Below are 21,712 nucleotides of genomic sequence, written 5' to 3' on the forward strand. Positions count from 1 at the left end.
CCTTGTAATATCAAAGCGGACTATCAGGACTCAGTGCATCGCCTTGGCACGGGCGATGGCATTGGCGGGCATCCGGTTGCCGAGCCGGCTGAGCAGGCTCGCCGCCTTCTGGTGCATGGCCCTGTCACCGATGACGGCGCCGTGCAGCCAGTGATACGCCTCCTCGTAATCCAGCGGACTCCCCATGCCCTGCAGCAACATCTCCACCCACTCCATCTGTGCCCGCAAGAAGCCGAGGCTCGCGGCTTCCCGCATCAGGGTCTCGGCCCGCACCAGATCCTTCTGAACCAGGATCCCCTTCCAGTAATAGCGGCCAAGCTGTTCCAGCGCCGGCGCCAGCCCCTGGTTGGCGGCCTCCCACATGTACTGCACTCCGATCTGGGCATCCGGCTTGGTGCAAACCCCCCACGCCAGCATGTCCCCCCAGAGGAACTGATAGGCAGGGATCTTCATCACCGAGGCCCGCGCCTCGATATCCTGGGTGAGCTGGCACCTGTCCTGCTTCACCCTGGCCAGATGGCGTCCCTGCTCTATCCAGTTGAGCAGTTCGTCCTGGCGATAGAGCGGCACGGCCTGCAACTCTCCCGTAGCAGCGGATGCCTGCGTCGTCGCCCTGGGCAGCGGCGCAGCTGCCGGTGCGGACGGTACAGGTGCGGATGCGGATGGCGCCTGGGCTGGCGCTGCTGACACAGAGAGGGATGGCGTGGCGACAGAAGAGGCTGGCGTCAGGGCTGGCTGGGCCGATGATGAGGCCGGTGACAAGAGTGCAAACGCCGCGGATGGCGGCGCGGCAGCAACCGCCACCGCCTGGGTGGGCGCGGCGGCCGAGGTGGGCTCCGCCCCCTGCAAGGGGAAGCTGCACACACCGATAATGGCGATGAGGGTTCTTGGTTTCATCATAGGGATCTCCTGCTGCCTTCTGTTATCGGCAGCCAGGGCCATCTCCTTAGCCCGCTACACCCAACCCCGAAAATGACAAAGGGGAGCCTGGGCTCCCCTTGCGATCGACGTAGAGACTTACTTGACGAAGTCGACGCCCAGCTGGATGTCAGCCTTCAGGGTGGCCAGCATGCTGTCCATCGCTTCCTGCTCGAAGGCGCTCAGCTTGCCGTAGTCCAGCACGGTTTCGACACCGTTCTTGCCGAGCAGCACCGGCTGCGCGAAGAAGGTGGCGTGCTCACCGTTGCCTTCCACATAGGCACACTCGATGACGTTGGCTTCCCCTTGCAGACCCTTGATGAGCGACAGACCGAAACGGCAGGCTGCCTGACCCATGGAGAGAGTGGCAGAACCGCCACCGGCCTTGGCTTCCACCACTTCGGTACCGGCATTTTGGATTCGCTTGGTCATGGCGGCGACTTCTTCAGCAGTGAAAGACGCGCCTTCAACCTGGGAGAGCAGCGGCAGAATGGTCACGCCACTGTGGCCGCCGATGACGTTGACACGCACCTTGTCGACGTTCAGCCCCTTGGCTTCGGCCACGAAGGTCTCGCCACGGATCACATCCAGGGTGGTCACGCCGAACAGACGACGCTTGTCATAGACACCGGCTTTCTTCAGCACTTCGGCGGCGATGGCGACCGTGGTATTGACCGGGTTGGTGATGATGCCGATCAGTGCTTTCGGGCAGGAAGCGGCGCACTTTTCCACCAGGTTCTTGACGATCCCGGCGTTGATGTTGAACAGGTCGGAACGGTCCATGCCGGGCTTGCGCGCCACGCCGGCAGAGATCAGCACGACATCGGCGCCGACCAGAGCCGGGCTCGGATCTTCACCGCAGAAACCTTTTACTTTCACGTCAGTCGGGATGTGGCTCAGGTCCGCCGCCACGCCCGGAGTGACCGGGGCAATGTCATACAGGCTCAGTTCGGAACCGGCAGGCAGGCGGTTTTTCAACAGCAGAGCGAGGGCTTGGCCGATGCCACCGGCGGCACCCAGAACGGCAACTTTCATGATCAACTCCATGTCTAAGCGTAGGTTTAAGGTTGTTTCTAGTTGGGTTAATGCTGATTCTTATTGTGCGCCTCACCTTAAAGGATCCCCTCCTAAAAAACAATCTGATAACAGTTGTAATCACGGGTTCTGTGAGCCAGGGAACAAGCGGCGATGAAAGCGGAGAGGAATATGCGATAAATGAGAGGAAAGACACAGATTTCCTGTGTCCTCCTCACCATTAAGAGGTAAATGTGACTGCTTCAGGACTGGAAAGCCAGTGCCCGACGCTCACACCAGCGGAAACCAATTGTTAACAATCCATTCATGGTCAGATAGAGCGCTCCGGCCACGGTGAACACCGCCAGAGTGTCATAGGTCTGGGCATTGAGACGCTGGGCCAGCCCCATGATGTCCATGATGGTAATGGTGCTCGCGAGCGAACTCCCCTTGAGCACCAGGATCACCTCGTTGGAATAGGCGGGCACCAGCCGACGGGCGGCATGGCGGGTCTTCATCCAGAGGGTCTGTCCGGCCGAGAAGCCGAGCGCACGGCAGGCCTCCACTTCACCGGCGGGGATGGCGTCGAGCGCCCCCTTGAACAACCGGGTGGAGTAGGCTGCTGTATTGAAACCGAGCGCCAGCACGGCGCAGAACCAGGGTTGCTTGAGCAGCGGCCAGAGCGGCCCCGCCTTGAGCCATTCAAACTGGCCAGGCCCGTAGTAAATGAGAAAGATCTGGATGAGCAGCGGCGTACCGGTAAAGACCAGTACCCAGAGCTGCACCAGCTGGGTCGCCACCGGAATGCGACGCTCCAGCACCCAGGTCATGCCGGCCGCCATCAGCACGCCCAGCAACAAGCTGAACGCGGTGAGCTGCAGGGTGATCGCCAGCCCTCCCAGCAGGGTCATCAGGTAATCCTGCATGGTCAGCCTCCGTAACGGCGGGTATAGCGGGACGCCTGCTTCAAGCCGAATTCACTCACCAGACTGATGGCCAGATAGATGAGGGCGGCAGCGGCGTACCAGGTGAAGGGTTGATAGGTGCTGGCCGACGCCATCTGTGCCTGACGCATCATCTCGTTCACCCCGATGAGGGAGACCAGGGCGGTGTCTTTCAGCAGCACCAGCCACTGGTTGCCGAGCCCGGGCAGGGCGTGACGCCAGGCCTGGGGCAGCACGATGCGAAAGAAGGTGTGCCCCTTGCCCAGGCCGAGCGCCTGCGCCGCCAGCCGCTGCCCAGGGGGCACCGCATTGAGGGCGGCACGCAGGGTCTGGGTGGCGTAGCTCGCAAACAGCAGGGAGAGCGCCAGCACACCGCAGGCGAACGGGCTGAACTCCACATACTCCCCGGTGATGAGGAACAGCACCTGGGTCGAGCCGAAGTAGATGAAGAGCACCACCAGCAACTCGGGCAGACCACGGATCAAGGTGGTCAGGGTGGCCACGGGCCACACCAACGCACGCTGCTTGCTCAACTCAGCCGCACTGAATGCCAGTGCCAGCACCATGCCACCGACCAGGGATGCCAGGGCCAGCCCGAGGGTCATCCAGGCTGCATCCAACAACAGGCTCAACATGGCTTACTGCGCGAAGTACTTGTCATAGATCTTCTGATAGGTGCCGTTGGCCTTGATCTCGGCCAGCCCCTTGTTCAGCTGGGTCAGCAGCTCCTGGTTGCCCTTGGCCACCGCGATGCCAAAACCGGTACCGAAGTACTTGGCGTCGGTCACCGGGGTACCCACCACGGCGTATTCCTTGTGCTGCTTGAGCCAGTCGGCGGCCACCGCCGTATCGGCAAACACGCCGTCAGTGCGGCCATTCATCATGTCGAGGAAGGCGCTCTGGTAGCTGGCGTAGGGCACGGTCAACAGACCCTTGCTCACCCAGTTGTCCACCAGATAGGACTGGTGGGAGGTGCCGTTCTGCACGCCGACGGTCTTGTCCACCAGATCGTCCGGCCCCTTGAAGGTCTCTTTCTTGGCGACGAACACCGCGGAGTTCTCGTAATAGATGTCGGAGAAGTCGACCTGGGCGGCCCGCTCCGGCGTCACGTCCATGGCGGCGATGACGGCATCATAGCGACGGAACTTGAGGCTGGGGATCAGGCTGTCGAAGGCCTGGTTGTGGAAGCTGCACTCCAGCTTGGCCTGCTCGCAAACCGCGCGGGCCAGATCGATGTCAAACCCCTGGAACTCGTTCTTGTCATTCAGGTATTCGAACGGCGCATAGGTTGCCTCGGTGGCGAACTTGATCTCTTTGGCCAGCACAGAAGTGCTCAGCAGACCCATGGCGGCGATCAGCAACAGACTCTTTTTCATGACAGCTTCCTTATCGACTCAATATCAATGCATCAAGAATTCGGCAAACCGGCTGGTTTGCGGGGACTGGAAGATGGCGGCGGTGCCGGATTCGATGATCCGCCCCTTCTCCAGATAGATCACCTGACTGGCCACCTTGCGGGCGAACTCCACCTCGTGGGTCACCACCACCTGGGTGATGCCGGTCTGGCTCAGGGTGCGGATGATCTCCGCCACCTCTTTGGTAATTTCGGGGTCCAGGGCAGCCGTCGGTTCGTCAAACAGCAGCACCTGGGGATCCATCATCAGGGTCCGGGCAATGGCGACCCGCTGCTGCTGGCCACCGGAAAGCCGTGCGGGCCAGGCGTCCCGCTTGTCGGCCAGTTGCAGCTGGGCCAGCAGATAGGCCCCTTTCTCGATGGCCGCCTCGCGGCTCATGCCGAGCACCTTGACGGGCGCTTCAATCAAATTCTCCATCACGGTGAGGTGCGGCCACAGATTGTACTGCTGGAACACCATGCCCACCTTGCGGCGCAGCGCCTGTGCCTGGCGGTTGAATTCGGCAGTAGAGAGGCTGGACGGGAAAGAAAATTCACTGTCTGCGATGCGCAACACACCGGCATCCGGCGTGTCCAGCAAGTTCATCATGCGCAGCAGAGAGCTCTTGCCTGCCCCGCTCGGGCCCAGCAATACCAAGGTCTCGCCGGGAGCAGTCCGAAAGCTCACCTGCTGCAGTACCGGCACCTTGTGCCAGGATTTTTCGATGCCGATTAATTCGATACCCATACAGCCCAATTGAATAAGTTTTCAAAATTTCGTCCTGATTCTAGCGCCAGCATAAGTTGATGCAAGCTATATTTGAATCAATATGCAGAACAAGCGCCGCTTCCTTGCCAAAACAGGCATATGAATGCAAAATAGCAGCGCTGTTCGTATCTGCCGCCTGAGCGTGACAGGCGGTCACTCCCCTCATTCGTGAGTCCAAGATGAAACATAACGACAAGCAAGAAAAACTGGCCAAGGCCTTTAAAGCCTTGCTGAAAGAGGAGCGTTTCGGCTCCCAGGCAGAGATAGTGACTGCCCTGCAAGAGATGGGCTTCGAGAACATCAACCAATCCAAGGTCTCGCGCATGCTGAGCCGCTTCGGCGCCGTTCGCACCCGCAATGCCAAGATGGAGATGGTCTACTGTCTGCCGGTGGAACTGGGCGTGCCCACCACCTCCAGCCCCCTCAAGAACCTGGTGCTGGATGTCGACCACAACGGCGCTCTGGTGGTGATCCACACCAGCCCCGGCGCAGCTCAGCTGATCGCCCGCCTGCTTGACTCCCTCGGCAAGGCCGAAGGGATCCTCGGCACCATCGCCGGTGATGACACCATCTTCATCACGCCGACCAGCGATACCGACATCGAGGAGCTCTACCTCTCCGCCCTCGAGCTGTTCGAGCAGACGCCCTGATCCGGTCGCCTTGGGCGATCCGCACAAAAATCCCGGCCTTGGCCGGGATTTTTTGTTTTGAGCAGTCGGCAGGCCGGGCTTATTTGCCCTCGGCCACCAGAAAATCGATGGAAGGGGCGAAGAAGGCCGCGCCGGTCACCGCCCGGGTGAAGCGCAGCAGGTGGTCGAAGTGACTGCCCTCCCCTTTGTACATGCTGGCCAGCATGGCGTTGAAGTGCAGCGGCGTGCGGCAGCAGGAGATGAAGTAGAGCCCCTGCTCGCTCATGGTGCCCCAGGGCATGCTCTGGCGCAGGATCTCCATGGACTCCCCCTTCGGGGTCTTGAGGTTGACCCGCTTGATGTGGGAAGTGAGCGGCTTGTCGGCGGACTCGTATTCGATGTTGTCCACCTTGGTGCGGCCTATGATGTCTTCCTGCTCCTTCAGGGCCAGCTTCTCCCAGTCGCTCATGGCGTGGACCCAGCGCTGCACGTGGATGTAGGAGCCACCGGCGAACTCGCCGCCGTCCAGCAACGCCACCTCGGCGCGGTGCTCATCCTGCGGGTTCTCGGTGCCGTCGACGAAACCGGTCAGATCCCGGCAATCCTGGTTGCGAAAACCGCGGACTTCCTCGACCAATTCAACAAGCCCGGCCAGCAGGGCCATGACGCGATGACCGGCATGATGCAGCACGTCCACCCGATCAGCACGCAATTGTACGAAGAGATCGAACGGGGTATTGGGGGCCTCCTGACCGTTGGCGGATTGCGCCATGAAACCGCGGAACTGGGGCGGCCGGGCGGCAGGATAGAGATCATCCCAGGCGTCGGCCCCGACGGCGACCAGACCGCTGAAGGCCGCATCGGGGAAGTCGGCGCTCACCGCCTCCCAGAGTGCTGGCAGGCTGGCCAGGCGGGAGGTCAGGGCAGCGGCGTCACCGGTGCGATTGAACATCAGATAGAGGGCGTGCAGATTCGGCTCTGCGCAGATCCCGGCTTGGGCTTTCATGTCTCTCTCCAAGTGCGTTGGCTATGGGCGTGGCGCGATTATAAACCAGCGCGCTTCCAGTTCATTGATTTCACGACAATACCACGCACTCAGGGCAAGGGGTCAAACAACACCAGGGCATGAGGCGCCACGGTCACCCGCGCGCGCTCCCCTTCCAGGGGCTCACCGATGCTGGCTTCCAGTTGCTGGCCGCCACACTCGACCAGTACCCGGCAGTGATGGCCCAGGAACTGTTGCTCACGCACCCGGAGCTCACCGTCATCCGCCGCCGTCAGCGCCAACTGCTGGGGTCTGAGCATGAGCTGCAACCGCTCCCCCACCGCGCGGCCATGGGGCTCCTGACCGCAGATGGTTCCAAGGAGGGTCTGCACGCAGTGGCTGTCCACCACCTCGGCCGCCAGATAGTTGACCCCGCCGAGAAACTCCGCCACGAAGCGGTTCCCGGGGCGGCGATAGAGCTGCTCCGGCTCCCCCACCTGCTCGATGCGACCGGCGCGAAACAGGGCCAGCCGGTCGGCGAAGGCGAAGGCCTCTTCCTTGCTGTGGCTGACGAAGATGGCGCCAATGCCCTGCTGTTTGAGCAGGGCGCGGATCTCGAGGATCAGCTTCATCCGCACCTGGGTGTCGATGTTGGAGAAGGGCTCGTCCAGCAGCATCAGGCACGGCTTGCACACCAGGGCGCGGGCGATGGCCACCCGCTGCTGCTGGCCGCCGGAGAGCTGATGGGGATAGCGCTCCCCCAGGCCCTGCAGATTGACCAGCGCCAGCGCCTCTTCCACCTGCTGCAGGCGGCTGCCGCGATCCTGCCCGGTCAGGCCGAAGCCGACGTTCTCGGCCACCGTCAGGTGAGGAAAGAGAGCGTAATCCTGGAAGATCATGCCGATATGGCGGGCCTCCGGCGGCACACTCACACCGGGGGCATCGAGCAGGGTCTCTCCCAGCCGGATCTCCCCCTGGGCCAGGGGCAGCAGACCGGCCACCGCCTTGAGCAGCGTGGTCTTGCCACAGCCGCTGGCCCCCAGCAGACAGACAATCTCGTTGTCGGCCACCTGCAGGGAGAGCTGCTCCAGCACGGGGCGGCCATTGTAGTGACAGCTGACCTTCTCGATATTCAGGCAGGACAAGGTTCTTTTCCTCTCGCGTAGTGATGCCGGACGGGGCCGCTCAATGGCCTGGACCATCCAGGGTACGATTGATCCACAGCAGGGGAACCAGCCCCACCAGCACGATGACGATGGCACCGAGCGCCCCCCGCTCCAGCATCTCGTCCGAGACGAACTGATAGACGTGGGTCGCCAGGGTTTCGAAGTTGAACGGCCGCAGCAGCAGGGCGGCGGGCAGCTCCTTCATGGATTCGATGAACACCAGCATGGCGCCGGCAAAGAGGCCGCGCCGTACCAGCGGCAGGTGAATGCGACGCAGCATGCCGCCCGCCCCCTGCCCCAGAGAGCGGGCAGCCATGTCGAGGCTGGGGGAGATCTTGCTCATGCTGCTCTCCACCGACCCGATGGCGATGGCCACGAAGCGCACCAGATAGCCGAACACGATGGCGGTGAGGGTGCCGGTCAGGAGCAGACCGGGGCCCGGCATCCCGAGCCACTCGGCCAGATCGTTGATGCCAAAATCCAGGGCCGTGAGCGGCACCAGCACGCCGATGGCCAGCACGGTCCCCGGCATGGCATAGCCCATGGCGGCGAGGCGCAGGGGCAGCAGGCTGCGAGTCCCCCCATCGAGGCGACGGAAGAAGCCGAGCAGCAGGGCAATGGCCATGGCCAGCAGGGCTGTCAGGGCCGAGATGGCGAGGCTGTTGCCCGCAAAGCGCACGAATTCGGGCGTCCACGACAGCGCGAAGTAACGCACCCCGTAATCGAGCAGGATGACGAACGGCAGGGCGAACCCCGCCAGCACCAGGCCCCAGCACCAGAGCCCGGCCAGCACGCCCCTCAGGCCCCCGAGGGGGTAACGCAGGGGCTGCTCGAAGCCCATGGACTTCTGGAACACCTGCTGGCGCTGGCGGGAGCGGCGCTCCAGCGCGATGAGCAGCACCACCGCCAGCAGCATCAGACAGGAGAGCTTGGCGGCGGTCGCCAGGCTGCCGTAGCCGAGCCAGGTGTCGTAGATGGCGGTGGTCAGGGTGTTGATGGCAAAGAAGTGGACGGTGGCAAAGTCCGCCAGCGTTTCCATCGCGACCAGAGATGCCCCCACCATGATGGCCGGGCGGGCCAGGGGGAGACTCAGGCGGCGAAAGCTCTGCCAGGGGGTGCAGCCGAGCAGGCGGCTGGAGTGAATGAGGCTGACCGACTGCTCCAGGAAGGAGGCCCGCGCCAGCAGATAGACATAGGGGAAGAGCACCAGCGCCAGCACCCAGGCGGCGCCACCGAGGGAGCGAATGGCCGGGAACCAGTAGTCGGCCGGTCCCTGCCAGCCAAACAGGGCACGCAGCCCCGCCTGCAGCGGGCCCGAGTAGTCGAGCAGGTCGGTATAGACGTAGGCAACGATATAGGAGGGCATCGCCATGGGCAGCATCAGCGCCCATTGCAGGGCGCGGCGCCCCGGCACCTCGCACATGGCCACCAGCCAGGCGGTGGGCACTCCGAACAGCAGGCTGAGGCAGACCACCCCCAGCACCAGACCGGACGTGTTTCGCAGATAGTCGGGCAGTACGGTATCGGCGAGGTGGGCAAACAGTTCCCCATCAGCCGAGAAGGCGGAGAAGACCAGGGCGAGTACCGGCAAACCCAGCAGCAGGGCGGTGGCCCAGCTGCCGGCAATCCATCCAAAATGTTTCATGAGTCCACAGAAGTTGATGGGGCCGTTGGCCCCATCTGATTACAAGTCGAATTTCACTTCATCCAGCAGTTGCAAGGCGTCCTTGCGGTGCTTGGCATAATCGCTGACCGGCATGGGGTCAGACTTGAACGTGCCCCAGGACTTGACCATGGCAGAAGGCTCGACCCCCGCCTTGACCGGGTACTCGGCATTCACATCCGCATACATGTGCTGGGCGGTATCCCCGGAGAGGAACTCCATCAGCTTCTGTGCTGCGTCCTTGTTCTTGGCATACTTGGTCATGGCCACGCCGCTCACGTTGACGTGGGCACCGCGATCACCCTGGTTCGGGAAGTTGATTTCCACCGCGTCGGCCCAGGACTTCTGCGCCGGGTCCTTCAACATGGCACCCAGGTAGTAGCTGTTGCCCAGGGAGACATCACAGATGCCGTCCTTGATCGCCTTGACCTGATCACGGTCGTTGCCCTGGGGCTTGCGCGCCAGGTTGGCCTTGACCCCTTCCAGCCAGGTCTTGGTATCCGCCATGCCGTGATGGGCAATCATGGACGAAACCAGCGCCACATTGTACTCGTGCTTGCCGCTACGGGTACAAATTTTTCCTTTGAATTCAGGCTTGACCAGATCTTCGTAGCGGATGGTGTCGAGCTTGCCAAGACGCTCCTTGCTGGAGTAGATGGCACGCACCCGGGTGGTCAGGGCGAACCAGCGGTTGTCCGGATCGCGATAGATAGAGGGGATGTTCTCCTGCAGCGTCTTGCTGTCCACCGGCTGCACCAGGTCCTTGTCCACCAGCTCGGTCAGACGGCTGATGTCCACGGTCAGCATCAGATCGGCCGGAGAGAGCTTGCCTTCCCGTTCCAGACGCTCGTTCAGCCCCTCTTTGGCAAACACCACATTGACCTTGATCCCGGTCTCCTTCTCGAACTGCTGGATGATGGGCTTGATCAGCTCATCCTGACGGTTCGAATAGACGTTTACCTCCTGGGCGGCGAACGCCGACTGGGCGACAAGCGTGGAGAAAGCCAGTGCCAACATCTTCATTTTCATCATCCGTTCCTTGTCTGCGTAAAGAGTGATAACCATTTTCGTTTGCATTCTGCATGAATCGGGAGGAGAGGATCAAGGCGGTTTGCTGGGTTGGAACGATCTATTTAATCAGCGGCCAAACAAAAAGACCGGATGGAATCCCATCCGGTCTTTCGACGACCACCCATTCACACTGTCGGCAGAACCTGCCCGGACCTTTGCCCGACCCGGGCGGGCAAAGGGGCGTACTCAGAGCGCCTCGTCGTCGCTCTCACCAGTACGAATACGCACCGCTTGCAGCAGGTCATAGACGAAAATCTTGCCGTCACCGATTTTTCCGGTATAGGCCGCCTTGCAGATGGCCTCGATCACCCCTTCGACGTTCTCGTCTGCGGTGGCGATCTCCAGCTTCACCTTCGGCAGAAAGTCGACCTGGTACTCGGCCCCCCGGTATAATTCGGTGTGCCCCTTCTGGCGACCAAAACCCTTCACTTCGGAGACGGTCAGGCCTTCCACCCCCAGGTTGGCGATGGCCTCGCGCACGTCGTCCAACTTGAAAGGTTTGATAATCGCAGTAATCAGCTTCATCTGGTTGCTCCCAATCCATGGTATGTCACGAATGGGTCATCAATTCTTGTGCCAAGTATTTTTATCGTTTATTTTCATATAGATAGATATGACACTCTGAGCCAGAAAGGCTCAGGATCACCAAGGAAGCGCATCTCGCCCCATAATGAGGCACCAAGCTGCACCAGACTCCCTTGATGCACCAAATGAGAGCATCACCCCATGTTAGTCATCTCCAACAGCGTGATCATCCCCTGGCATGAACTGCAATTCCAGACCATGCGGGCCCAGGGCAATGGCGGCCAGCACGTCAACAAGACCGACTCCGCCGTCTGGCTGCGCTTCGATTATCGCGACTCCCCCAGCCTGCCGCCGCTCTACAAGGAGGGACTGGAGCGGCTCAGCGACAGCCGGGTTCACGACGGCTTCATCCAGATCAGGGTCGAGACCCATCGCAGCCAGGACATGAATCGCAAGGAGGCCATGAGCCGCCTGACCGAGCTGCTGAAAAAAGCCGCCTGGCGCCCCAAGGCCCGCCACGCCACCAAGCCGACCCGCAGCTCCCAACGCAAGCGGGTCGATGCCAAGAAACGCAAGGGAGAGATCAAATCCACCCGCGGCAAGCCCGTGCTGGAGTGACCTGCCACATGCCCGAGGACAAGAGAATGCAGTACAGCTTTTGTGAATGTGCCAAGGGGCCCCTACTCATCGCCATCGATGGGGCCGGGCTGCGCCACGTGGAATTCATGCAAGGGGAGCGCCCCGTCCTGCCGCAAGCGGAGTGGCAGCGGGATGATGCCGCCCTGGCCCCCTTTGTCGAGCAATTTGCCGCCTACTTTGCCGGCCGCCTGCGGCGCTTCGATCTCCCCCTGGCCGCCACGGGCACACCATTCCAGCAGGCCGTGTGGCAGGCGTTGTGCGACATTCCCTATGGCGAGACCGTCAGCTACCTCCAGATTGCAGAGGCCATCGGCAACCCCAGGGCCGTGCGGGCGGTGGGCGCCGCAAACGGTCGCAATCCCCTCAGCATCATAGTGCCCTGCCACAGGGTCATAGGGCGCAGCGGTGAACTGACCGGCTACGGGGGAGGCATCCCCATCAAGCGCTGGTTGCTGGCACTGGAGCAGGAGACCGCAGACCACTTCGCGCTGACCCCATGAAAGGGTGCTCCTCCTGTCAAATGCGGGTTGCGAGTGCAGGCACCACAGACCACAGGCCACTCGCGCGGATCCTCTGACGAGCGGCATCTCCATCACATACGAGTTGCTGGTCCCAACAGCAGACCGAAGGCGGCGTTGCACTACCCATGACGGGCAATACCAAAATTACATGCTGATTGATTGCCATATTGCAGCATGATTATGTGATGCATTGAGCCGTAACCGGGATAATCTGCCACCGGATCCGCCCCATGACAGGAGCATGCCCACCACCCCGATTCATCTTTCCTTTGAGCAGCACAACAAAATAAATCACTGATTATTTATTTTATTTCAGCATCAAACATTTAAAAATCACATTACCGCAGCATTTTGAAAATGAACACAGTATGAAGAATCGCCTCAGAAGCGCTTCAGAGAGCATCAGGCATCATGGCTTCACACTTGGATGGGACGGCTCATCCCTCATTCAGGTGGCACCCATGTGACGCTTCCAATCTGTCTTTTCCCCGCGCCTCCCCAGAGGCGCTTTTTTTGCCTGCAAGCGGGTGCAAAAAAGCCCGCCGAAGCGGGCAATGACCGGAAGGTGCTGACTTCCAGGGTCTATCAGAGGGCGAGGAACAAGCCTGCCAGGGAGGCGCTCATCAGGTTTGCCAGCACCCCCGCCAGGATGGCGCGCATGCCGTAGCGGGCGATGAAAGACTTGCGCTCCGGCACCATGGCCCCCAGGCCGCCGATGAGGATCGCCATGGAAGAGATGTTGGCGAAACCGCACAGGGCGAAGGTGACGATGGCCTTGCTCGACTCGTTCAAGGTCTGATCCTGCACCAGGGCAATGAAGGCGACGAACTCGTTGATGACGATCTTGGTGCCGATCAGGGCACCGGCCGCCTGGGCCTGATCCCAGGGGACGCCGATGAGCCAGGAGACGGGGGCAAACAGCCAGCCCAGGATGATCTGGAAGCTCAGCTCCAGCCCCACCAGGTCGCCGGCCCAGCCCAGCAGGCCGTTGAGCAGGGCGATCACGCCGACGAAGGCCAGCAGGGTCGCCCCCACGGCGACGGCGATGTTGAGACCCGCCATGGCACCATCGGCGGCCGCTTCAATGACGTTGGTGGCGCGGGGGATCTCCACGTCTTCGTGGTGATCTTCCTCTTGCGCGGCGGGCGGCACCAAGATCTTGGCCATGGCAAGCCCGGCAGGGGCGGACATGAAGGCCGCCGCAATCAGGTATTTCAGCTCGACCCCGATGCTGGCGTAGCCCACCAGGGTGCCGCCAGCTACCGAGGCCAGCCCGCAGCTCATCACCGCAAAGAACTGGGAATCGGACATCCTGGAGAGATAGGGTTTGACCACCAGCGGCGCTTCCACCATGCCGACGAAGATGTTGGCGGTGGCAGAGAGGCTCTCGGCGCGGCCGGTGCCCAGCAATTTCTGCAGGCCGCCGCCGAGCAGGGCGATCACTTTGGGCATCAGGCCGATGTGATAGAGGATGGCGATCAGCGCGGAGAAGAAGATGATCACCGGCAGCACGTTGAAGGCGAAGATGAAACCGAGTTTGAACTTGGCCAGATCCCCGAACAGGAAGGCAATCCCCTCCTGGCCGTAGCCGATGACGCTGCTGACGCTCTCGCTGACACCGTTCAAGACCTGTTGACCGGCGGGCAGCCAGAGCACCAGGGCGGCGAAGAGCACTTGCAGGCAGAGAGCAAAGCCCACTGTTCGCAACGGGATACGACGACGATTATCAGAGCAGAGTGCGGCCAGGGCCAGGATGCTCAGGATACCAAGCAGGGCAATCATGGGGGATTCCATCCAGTGAGGCTGAAGATGGGCGCGGATTCTGCTCCCCTCCCCTCACCGCCGCAACCCCGCCGGGTTACAACCCTGTTAGCAAAAACGTTTGCACGATATCGGTTGCGCCAACTGACTGATTTGACACAACTTTGAAACCGCACTCACGCCAGTGTTCTTGTATGGAAACGATTATTCCTCGGTGCCGGACAATTTCCCCCCGAGCCAGGGTGCGAGTCGCTGCGCCCAGTAGGGCCCGGGTCCGAAGCTCTCCTTGAGGAAGTCGATGAAGAGGCGGATCTTGGGATCCAGATGCTCTCGCCTGGCATAGACGGCGTGCACCGCCATCTTCTGGTTCGGTTGCCACTGGGGCAGCAGAGGGATGAGCTGACCAGATTGCAGCTCCTTGTCCAGCAGGTAGTTGGCCACATAGGCGATGCCGAGCCCGGCCAGGGCGGCGTCCCGCACCGCTTCCGCCAGATCCACCCGATAGTTGCCCGCCACCTGCACCGTCTGGCGCTCCTTGCCCTGGCGAAATGACCACTCGTGGTAGCGCCGCTCCCGGCTCTGGTAGGTGATGCAATTGTGATGGGCCAGATCCCTGGGGTGCAGTGGCGTGCCGTGACTCAGCAGATAATCCGGCGAGGCCACCAGCACGAAACCGATGTCTGCCAGTCGCTGCCCGACCAGGGACTCGGGTTTGTCCTCGTAGGTGGTGATCCAGAGATCCAGCCCCTCATCCACCAGATTGGTGCGGTGATCGAACAGGGACACCTCCAGCTCCAGATCCGGATAACGTGCCTGAAACGCCTTGAGGCGCGGGATCACGTGCAACCGCCCGAAGGATTGACCAACCCCCAGATGGAGCACACCGCTCACCTTGCCACGGCGCTCCGCCACCATGGATTCCGCCTCCAGCGCCACCGCCACCAGAGCGCGGCAGTGGCGGGCATACTCCAGACCCAGTTCGGTGAGCCCGAAACGGCGGGTAGTGCGCTGTACCAGCTGGGCGCCGAGCGCGGTTTCCAGCAGGGCGAGTTGCTTGCTGATGTGGGATTTGGAAACCCCGAGGCGGCGCGCAGCCGCCGAGATGCCCTGTTCACGAATCAGGGCATCGAAGATCACCATTTGGGGAAGACGTTGCAGCACGGTGTCACCGGAGTGGATGGCGGGGCCGCATTATTCCAGAGCGGCCCGCCATGGGGTAGAGTCAGTGCCCCAGGGCATCGATGATCTGCTGTTTGAGAGGATCATCCGACGGATTCTGGTTGGCGCCATAGCTCGCAATCAGCTTGCCGTCCCGCCCGACCAGGTACTTGTGGAAGTTCCAGTTGGGCGCATCACCGTCGGCAGCCGCGGCCAGCCCCTTGAACAGCGGCACTGCATCCGAACCCCGCACCGCCACCCGGTTGAACATGGGGAAGGTCACCCCGTAGTCCCGGCGGCACACCTCGGCGGTTTTGTTTTCGTTGCCCGCCTCCTGCCAGAAATCGTTGGAGGGGAAGCCCAGCACCATCAGTCCCTTCTCCTTGTAACCCTGATAGAGGGCTTCCAGATCCCGGAACTGACCGCTGTAACCGCAGTAGGAGGCGGTGTTGACCACCAGCACCACCTTGCCCTCGGTCAACTGGCAGAGGTTGTGGCGCTGGGTGCTGTTGAGCTCCCGCATCTCCACGTTGAAGTAATCGGGGCAGGCGGCGGAGACCGCGCCCGAGCCGAGCATCAGCAGCAGGGTGAACCATTTCATCGACGTGACTCCCATTGTTTTGTCCATCATACGCAAGACCCCGGAATCTGGTTCAGGGATCAGTGCAGGGGGATCCCGGTCAGCCAGCCGTGTCCCCAGAAGATAAGCAGAGCCGTGAGGGCCAGCCCCGCCCCCAGACTGATCCCCGTCCCCTGCCAGGTGGCGGCGGCACGGGGGTGACGGCCCCACTCCCGCATCGAAATCCAGACGATGCTGATGAGTGCCCAGAGACCGAGCCCGCCAAACAGCACCAGGGAGCGCGCCTCGCTGTTTACCGCCAGATGGGCCCCCGACCAGAGCAGCACCCCGAGCAGCTGGGGGTGCACCAGCCAACGGCGGAAATGGTTCGCCCCCTGCCCCGCGCACAGCAGGACAAGGGCGATCGGCATGATCCCCATCACCAGGGTGGGCCCCCAGACAGGCAGAAAATAGAGGGGCATGGGGCTGGCACTGCGCCAGCCTGCGAGGATGCAGCCGATGGCGACGAACACCAGCAGCGAGAAGAGCCCCTTGTAGCGGTTCTCCCCCAGCCGATCCCGCAGACGGGCGCGGTGCTGTGCCGCGAAACAGGGGTAAAGATGAGTCAGGGTGAACAACACCACCCCCAGGGTCAGCAGGATCATGGCTCGCACCTCGCATATTGCCCCCCGGAATGGGAAGCCCTCCCTCAGGCGGGCCTTGTTTCTCGTGGCTCCCTCACTGTCGGGAGATCACTATGCCGCAAAGCCCCTTGTCAGAATACAAAAACCATATGAAAGACAGCAGGATAATAAAAAAAAGCCGACCCAAGGATCGGCAAGTGCGTCAGAGGTGCCACGACGGGCCGCTCACTCTGCTGCACGGGGCAGGGTCAGGCCGATGCACCGCATCGGCCAGGAGAGAGGGTCATTTGCGCAGCAGGTAGAGAGCCGCCACGTTGCGGGCCGTGAGCTGCAGGTTGGTGGTGGCGGTGGCCAGCGCCTCCGGCAGGGACATGGCCCGATTGACCACGGCGAATACCGCATCCAGTCCGTGCTCGTGCACCACGCCGCAGTCATCGGTGAGGCATCCGGCGATGCCGATCACCGGCTTGCCGAACTGCTTGGCACAGCGAGCCACCCCGATGGGCGTCTTGCCGTGGATGGTCTGGCTGTCGATGCGGCCCTCGCCGGTGATGACCAGATCCGCATCGGCCACCGCCTCAACCAGGTTCAGCGCCTCGATGACGATCCGGATGCCGGGTTTGAGCTCGGCGCCGAGCAGCCCCACCAGGGCTGCCCCCATGCCGCCTGCGGCCCCCGTTCCCGGGATCTCCTTCACCTGCTTGCCAAACGCCTGCTCGATGCAGTCCGCGTAACGGGCCAGATTGGCATCCAGCTCGGCCACCATCTCGGGAGTTGCCCCCTTCTGCGGACCGAACACGGCGGACGCCCCTTTCGGGCCGCACAGCGGATTGTCCACGTCGCAGGCCACCTCGATGTGGAGCCCGCTCAGACGTGGATCCAGCCCGCTCAGGTCGATGGTGGCCAGCTCGGCCAGACCGGCACCGCCCGGCGCAATGGGGGTACCATCTGCTTTCAGGAGCTTGCCGCCGAGTGCCTGGATCATGCCGGCACCGCCGTCATTGGTGGCGCTGCCCCCGATGCCGAGGATGAGGTGGTCCACCCCCATCTCCAGCGCGGCCAGGATCAGCTCCCCGGTGCCGACACTGGAGGTGAGCCGCGGATTGCGCAGCTCGGGCGCCACCAGATGAAGGCCGGAGGCCGCCGCCATCTCGATGACGGCGCGCTTGCCATCCCCCAGCAGGCCCACGAAGCCCTGTACCCTGTTGCCGAGGGGGGCGGTCACCTCGACCGGCAGGATGCGACCACCGGTGGCATCCACCAGAGACTGCACCGTCCCCTCGCCGCCATCGGCCATGGGCAGCTTGACGTAGGTGGCATCCGGCAGCACCTGCTTGAAACCGGCCTCGATGGCATCGGCCACCGCCATGGCGCTCAGGCTCTCCTTGAATGAATCGGGGGCGATCACAATTTTCATATCAATTCCTTAGGCGAGGCCAAACACGCCAAACATCAGGGTGGAGACAACGGCGATGGTCAGACCGACCGCGGTTTCGTAGGGGATGAGCTTGAGTCGCTCGCCGACGCCCATGTGGACGCTGCCGCCGGTGGCGTGGAAGAAGGAGCCGTGGGGCATGTGGTCAAACACGGTGGCGCCGGCGTGGATCATGGCGGCCCCTGCCAGGCTGCTGATCCCCAGTTCAATCAGAGTGGCGCTGAACACGTTGGAGGCCACCACGGTCCCGGCCGTGGTCGAGGCGGTCGCCAGCGACATCAGGGCACCGGAGATGGGGGCCAGCAGATAGGAGGGCAGACCGGAGGCGGTCAGGCCGCTGATGAGCACATCTTTCAGGCCGGAGTTGGCGATGATGCCCGCCAGGGTACCCGTCCCCAGCAGCATGATGGCCACCGGCGCCATGCGGGCCAGGCCCGAGACGGCAAACTGGTTCACCTTGGTGAACTTGCCCATCATCAGGGCCCCCACCAGGCCGCCGAGGGGCAGCGCAATGAGCGGGTCCACCACGATGCCGGCGATGGGACGCAGGGCCAGCAGCAGGATGGCGACCAGGGGCGCACTGATGGCGGCGGCAAAGCCGGGCAACTTGGCACCGTCAACGCTCACCACCTCGTCGGCGGCCACCTTGCTGCCCCGGTTGTTGAGGCGCTTGGCGAGCCAGTAGGCCATCACCAGACCGAACAGGCCGGGAATGATGCCAGCCGCCATCACCGAGGTGAGAGGCAGGTGGAAGGCATCGGCTGCCGCGATGGCGTTGGGGTTGGGAGACATGACGTTGCCCGCCTTGCCACCGCCTATCATCGCCAGCAGGATGGCCGCCTTGGAGAGATCGGCGCGGCGGGCGATGGCCAGCGCAATGGGGGCGACCGTGATGACGGCCACGTCCACGAAGACGCCGACCGCGGTCAGGATCAGGGTGGCCAGCGCCAGGGCCAGCAGGGCGCGGGTTTCGCCGAGTTTCTTGACGATGGTCTCGGCGATGGTGGTGGCGGCGCCCGATTCGATGAGCACCCCGGCCAGCACACCCGCCGCCAGGATCCGCATCACCGCCGTGGTGATCCCCTGGGCGCCGCCGATCATCAGGGCGACGGTCTGGGTCAGGTCGGCGCCACCGATCAGGCCACCGGCCAGGGCACCGACGATCATGCCGTAAGCGGGGGGCACCTTCTTCAGGATGAGGAAGATGGCGATGGAAAGCGCGGCGAGCGCGCCGAGCGCGGAGACTGGGATCATGACGGGCACCTTGTTGTTGTAATGAGTGGCGCCATTATGGGGATCCCCGCCAGGAATGCTTTGGCCATAAAACCAAAAAAAGCATTTACCGGCCTTGTATTTTTGTTGGAAAAGACAAGTCAGCTATCGAGACTGAGCCCGAGATAGAGCAGAAACTTGTCATCTAACTTGTTGAAATTCAAGCCGGTTATCTGCTCTATCCGGGTCAGTCGATAACGCAGGGTGTTGGGGTGAATGAACAGGGCTTCGGCACAGGGATGCAGATCACAATCCTGCAAGAAATATTGGCGCAGCGTCTTTTGCAGCGTTCCCTTTGTGTCCTCCTGCGCCAGCTTTTGCAGCGGAGCCCGCAACTGATCCGCCTGCCAGGAGTCCGCCAGGGTGCCGAGCAGCACTGAAAGCCGGTAATCCTCGAAGAAATAGACCTGCTTGCGGGGCGACTGGCGCATGCCACGGCGCAAGGTGTCTCGCGCCGTCTGGTAGGAGAGCGCCAGCCCGGGGATGCCGGCGAAGTAATCACCCACCCCGATACGAACCTTGAAATGGGGAATACGGGAGAGCAGCTGCCGGATCCGGCTGCGCTCCTGCGCCGACTGCCAGACGCCGTCGCTGAGCTGGGCGGGTTTGAGCACCACTATCTCGTCCAGGCCGTTGATGGCCACCAGGTTGTCCCGCTCCGGGTTTTCCAGCAGGTGAACCAGCTCCCTCACCTGGGCGGGCTCGGCCTCCTCCAGCGCCAGCACGGCCACCACCCGGGGCTGGGCGAGATCCAGCTCGAGGAAGCGGGCCACCTGTTGCAATTGATCGGCCCGCCCTTCGCCGCGAATGAGCTGCAACACCAGCTCCTCCTTGTGGCGCTTGTCCCACTGCAACTGCTCGGTGAGCGCAGCCTGTTCCAGGATGAGCTCGGCGGTCATGCGCACCAGCTCGGCGTAAGCACGCACGATGTCCGGATCCCCAGAGATGCCGATGACACCGAGCAGCTCCCCCTGATAGGCGATGGGCAGGTTGATGCCGGGCCTCACCCCCTTGAGCTCCCGGGCGGTGGCCTCGCTTATCTCCACCACCCGGTTCTCGGTCAGGGCCAGCACGGCCCCCTCGTGGCGCTGGTGCAGCCGCTCCGGATTGCCGGACGCAATGATGAGTCCCCGTTCATCCATGACGTTGACCGAGAACGAGAGGATCTTCATCGCCCGGCTGACTATCTGATGCGCGAGCGCGTCGTTGAGCTGCATTGCCTCTCCATACCATTCGTTGACAGGGTCCCCGGCGTGCGCCATCACCGGGATCACCCGTTAAAGATCCCACATCATCAAGACAAGCGCGGGGGGGATCGCTAGAATAGGCCACTTTACGCTATCAGTGCCCCACCATGGATCAAGGATCCGGCATCATGCCGCTTTGCGCCGTGGTGGTTTCACCCTCCGATATGGACTCCGCTATGGATTATGAATTTCGCCGCGACCCGTTCGGTGGCTATCGCGCCCGGTTCTCCATGGGCCATGAAGCCATCGGCCAGTGGTTGATCGACGAGGTGGGCAAGGACGAGGAGAAGCTCGACGAGCTGTTCGCCATCATCGACCAGCTCTCCAGCCGGGCCCGCACCGAATACCGGCTGCTGGGGGGCGACTACTCCCTGCTGCTGACCCACGAGGAAGCCGAGGTGAAGGCCAATGTCCTCAATATCGAGCAGGATGAGGATCTCGACGATCTCGCCTACTACGATGATGAACAGCTGGCCATGTGCGGGCTGGAAGATTTTGCCCAGGTACTCGGCTCCTGGCGCGCCTTTATCCGCAACGAGGATATGGGCTGATTACCCCCATTCGGGCGAGCATGCCCCTTGCAACCCAACAGGATTGACTATGTCCATTTACGATTTTGATGACGAACTGCCGGAAGACGAGCTGGATCAACCGAAGAAACCCGCCCAGCCCAAGAAGAAGGGCAAGCAGGTGCTGAACACCCAGGTCAACCTGAGCCCGCGCGATGCCAGCCGCCTGAACGGCATGCACGTCGAGGCCATCACCACCCTGGATGACGTCAGTCTGCCGAAGAACGTCATCTTCAAGGCCGGTCTCATCGCCCTGGGCGAGCTGGAAGCCAGCAAACGCGCCGACATCATCGCCCGGGTCATCGCCGAGTCCGGTCGATGATACGGGAAGGCCATCGCCTCTCTCGGTGACATCTTGCCGCCGCCCAAGCCGGAGCCCAGCTCCGGCTTTTCATTGCGCGTCTTCTGCCGGCCAGTCCCTTTTCCTTGAACCAGACCATGGGGATCGTTAAGGTGCGCCCTTCATTCATACAAGGAGACTCGATGTTACCACTCCCCGATATTCTCATCTGGCTCGTCCTGGGGCTCGCCGTACTCTGCTGCCTCGCCCGCCGGACCAGGCCCGGCATGCTCCTGCTGGGACTAGCCCTGCTCACCGCCCTCTGGCTTGAGCGACTCGCGCCCCTCGCCGCTCTTGTCAGCCTCGCCGGTCTGCTGCTGGCCTGGCGTACCCCCACCCTGCCCCCACCCTGGCGCGGCGTCGCACTGACGCTGGTACTGCTGTGGTCCCTCGCCCTGACACTGCATCTGGTGCCCGGCTTTGACAATCTCAGGGTGCTCGACAAGGTACAGGCGGGCCCGGCCAGCGTGCCCTTCACCCTCTACCTCAA

The 21,712-nt window shown here is 62.4% G+C and carries 23 protein-coding genes and 1 pseudogene; 6 read left to right on the forward strand and 18 right to left on the reverse strand.

Features of this window, described 5'->3' with window-relative positions; translation table 11 throughout:
- Positions 1-30: 30 nt before the first annotated feature.
- The 6 genes from BN1120_RS21685 to BN1120_RS04345 form a co-directional block, all read right to left on the reverse strand.
- Positions 31-621, reverse strand: a complete 591-nt coding sequence (locus tag BN1120_RS21685; protein ID WP_042014973.1) for a tetratricopeptide repeat protein — start codon at positions 619-621, stop codon at positions 31-33.
- Positions 622-1,017: 396 nt separating this feature from the next.
- Complete coding sequence (gene mdh, locus BN1120_RS04325; protein WP_010673076.1) at positions 1,018-1,953, reverse strand: malate dehydrogenase; 936 nt, start codon at positions 1,951-1,953, stop codon at positions 1,018-1,020.
- A gap of 242 nt (positions 1,954-2,195) precedes the next feature.
- Positions 2,196-2,858, reverse strand: coding sequence for an arginine ABC transporter permease ArtM (gene artM / locus BN1120_RS04330; protein ID WP_010673075.1), 663 nt, complete (start codon positions 2,856-2,858; stop codon positions 2,196-2,198).
- A gap of 2 nt (positions 2,859-2,860) precedes the next feature.
- On the reverse strand, positions 2,861-3,511 hold the full coding sequence (gene artQ, locus BN1120_RS04335) for an arginine ABC transporter permease ArtQ (RefSeq protein ID WP_042014905.1): 651 nt from the start codon (positions 3,509-3,511) through the stop codon (positions 2,861-2,863).
- Positions 3,512-3,514: 3 nt separating this feature from the next.
- The gene (locus BN1120_RS04340) at positions 3,515-4,252 is read right to left on the reverse strand and encodes an arginine ABC transporter substrate-binding protein (protein WP_042014907.1); all 738 of its coding nucleotides are present in this window, start codon (positions 4,250-4,252) and stop codon (positions 3,515-3,517) included.
- A gap of 24 nt (positions 4,253-4,276) precedes the next feature.
- Positions 4,277-5,017 carry an ATP-binding cassette domain-containing protein gene (locus tag BN1120_RS04345; protein WP_041214472.1) on the reverse strand — a complete coding sequence of 247 codons (741 nt, stop codon included), beginning with the start codon at positions 5,015-5,017 and terminating at the stop codon, positions 4,277-4,279.
- A gap of 200 nt (positions 5,018-5,217) precedes the next feature.
- On the opposite strand from BN1120_RS04345, the gene argR reads away from it, so the two are divergent.
- Entirely contained in the window at positions 5,218-5,688 is a 471-nt protein-coding gene (gene argR / locus BN1120_RS04350; RefSeq protein ID WP_005308670.1) for a transcriptional regulator ArgR, read from the forward strand.
- A gap of 79 nt (positions 5,689-5,767) precedes the next feature.
- On the opposite strand, the gene BN1120_RS04355 is transcribed toward argR, so the two are convergent.
- From BN1120_RS04355 to glnK, 5 genes are all read right to left on the reverse strand, one after another.
- A complete protein-coding gene (locus BN1120_RS04355; protein WP_041214471.1) occupies positions 5,768-6,673 on the reverse strand; it encodes a Dyp-type peroxidase in 906 nt (301 codons plus the stop codon).
- 89 nt (positions 6,674-6,762) lie between these two features.
- The gene (locus BN1120_RS04360) at positions 6,763-7,797 is read right to left on the reverse strand and encodes an ABC transporter ATP-binding protein (protein ID WP_042014909.1); all 1,035 of its coding nucleotides are present in this window, start codon (positions 7,795-7,797) and stop codon (positions 6,763-6,765) included.
- Positions 7,798-7,837: 40 nt separating this feature from the next.
- Positions 7,838-9,463 carry an ABC transporter permease gene (locus tag BN1120_RS04365; RefSeq protein ID WP_042014910.1) on the reverse strand — a complete coding sequence of 542 codons (1,626 nt, stop codon included), beginning with the start codon at positions 9,461-9,463 and terminating at the stop codon, positions 7,838-7,840.
- Between the two features lie 39 nt (positions 9,464-9,502).
- Entirely contained in the window at positions 9,503-10,510 is a 1,008-nt protein-coding gene (locus BN1120_RS04370) for a Fe(3+) ABC transporter substrate-binding protein (protein ID WP_039039971.1), read from the reverse strand.
- 228 nt (positions 10,511-10,738) lie between these two features.
- Positions 10,739-11,077 carry a P-II family nitrogen regulator gene (gene glnK / locus BN1120_RS04375; RefSeq protein ID WP_005332325.1) on the reverse strand — a complete coding sequence of 113 codons (339 nt, stop codon included), beginning with the start codon at positions 11,075-11,077 and terminating at the stop codon, positions 10,739-10,741.
- Between the two features lie 201 nt (positions 11,078-11,278).
- Here glnK and arfB point away from each other — a divergent pair, with 201 nt between their 5' ends.
- Both arfB and BN1120_RS04385 read left to right on the forward strand, forming a co-directional pair.
- On the forward strand, positions 11,279-11,695 hold the full coding sequence (arfB, locus tag BN1120_RS04380) for an alternative ribosome rescue aminoacyl-tRNA hydrolase ArfB (protein ID WP_010673067.1): 417 nt from the start codon (positions 11,279-11,281) through the stop codon (positions 11,693-11,695).
- Between the two features lie 26 nt (positions 11,696-11,721).
- On the forward strand, positions 11,722-12,216 hold the full coding sequence (locus tag BN1120_RS04385; RefSeq protein WP_042014974.1) for a methylated-DNA--[protein]-cysteine S-methyltransferase: 495 nt from the start codon (positions 11,722-11,724) through the stop codon (positions 12,214-12,216).
- A gap of 606 nt (positions 12,217-12,822) precedes the next feature.
- On the opposite strand, the gene BN1120_RS04390 is transcribed toward BN1120_RS04385, so the two are convergent.
- The 7 genes from BN1120_RS04390 to BN1120_RS04420 all read right to left on the reverse strand — a co-directional run bounded on the left by BN1120_RS04390 (position 12,823) and on the right by BN1120_RS04420 (position 20,283).
- Positions 12,823-14,019, reverse strand: coding sequence for a NupC/NupG family nucleoside CNT transporter (locus tag BN1120_RS04390; protein ID WP_041214468.1), 1,197 nt, complete (start codon positions 14,017-14,019; stop codon positions 12,823-12,825).
- A 183-nt stretch (positions 14,020-14,202) separates the two neighbouring features.
- Positions 14,203-15,138 carry a LysR family transcriptional regulator gene (locus BN1120_RS04395; protein WP_042014911.1) on the reverse strand — a complete coding sequence of 312 codons (936 nt, stop codon included), beginning with the start codon at positions 15,136-15,138 and terminating at the stop codon, positions 14,203-14,205.
- A gap of 82 nt (positions 15,139-15,220) precedes the next feature.
- A complete protein-coding gene (locus tag BN1120_RS04400) occupies positions 15,221-15,757 on the reverse strand; it encodes a glutathione peroxidase (protein ID WP_010673063.1) in 537 nt (178 codons plus the stop codon).
- Between the two features lie 59 nt (positions 15,758-15,816).
- A complete protein-coding gene (locus BN1120_RS04405; protein ID WP_042014912.1) occupies positions 15,817-16,380 on the reverse strand; it encodes an NnrU family protein in 564 nt (187 codons plus the stop codon).
- A gap of 262 nt (positions 16,381-16,642) precedes the next feature.
- A complete protein-coding gene (locus BN1120_RS04410) occupies positions 16,643-17,776 on the reverse strand; it encodes a glycerate kinase (RefSeq protein ID WP_042014913.1) in 1,134 nt (377 codons plus the stop codon).
- Positions 17,777-17,785: 9 nt separating this feature from the next.
- Positions 17,786-19,048, reverse strand: a complete 1,263-nt coding sequence (locus BN1120_RS04415) for a GntP family permease (RefSeq protein WP_042014914.1) — start codon at positions 19,046-19,048, stop codon at positions 17,786-17,788.
- Positions 19,049-19,167: 119 nt separating this feature from the next.
- Positions 19,168-20,283: a sugar diacid recognition domain-containing protein gene (locus tag BN1120_RS04420; protein WP_039039965.1), complete on the reverse strand. Its 1,116-nt coding sequence runs from the start codon at positions 20,281-20,283 to the stop codon at positions 19,168-19,170.
- Between the two features lie 206 nt (positions 20,284-20,489).
- Between BN1120_RS04420 and BN1120_RS04425 the strand changes: the two genes are divergently transcribed.
- The 3 genes and pseudogenes from BN1120_RS04425 to BN1120_RS04435 form a co-directional block, all read left to right on the forward strand.
- Complete coding sequence (locus tag BN1120_RS04425) at positions 20,490-20,864, forward strand: YacL family protein (protein ID WP_039039964.1); 375 nt, start codon at positions 20,490-20,492, stop codon at positions 20,862-20,864.
- Between the two features lie 49 nt (positions 20,865-20,913).
- Positions 20,914-21,204, forward strand: coding sequence for a hypothetical protein (locus tag BN1120_RS04430; protein WP_039039963.1), 291 nt, complete (start codon positions 20,914-20,916; stop codon positions 21,202-21,204).
- A gap of 161 nt (positions 21,205-21,365) precedes the next feature.
- Positions 21,366-21,712 (forward strand): annotated as a pseudogene (locus BN1120_RS04435) (CPBP family intramembrane glutamic endopeptidase); the annotation flags it as partial.

Source organism: Aeromonas caviae, from assembly GCF_000819785.1.
GTDB classification, from domain to species: Bacteria; Pseudomonadota; Gammaproteobacteria; order Enterobacterales; family Aeromonadaceae; genus Aeromonas; species Aeromonas caviae.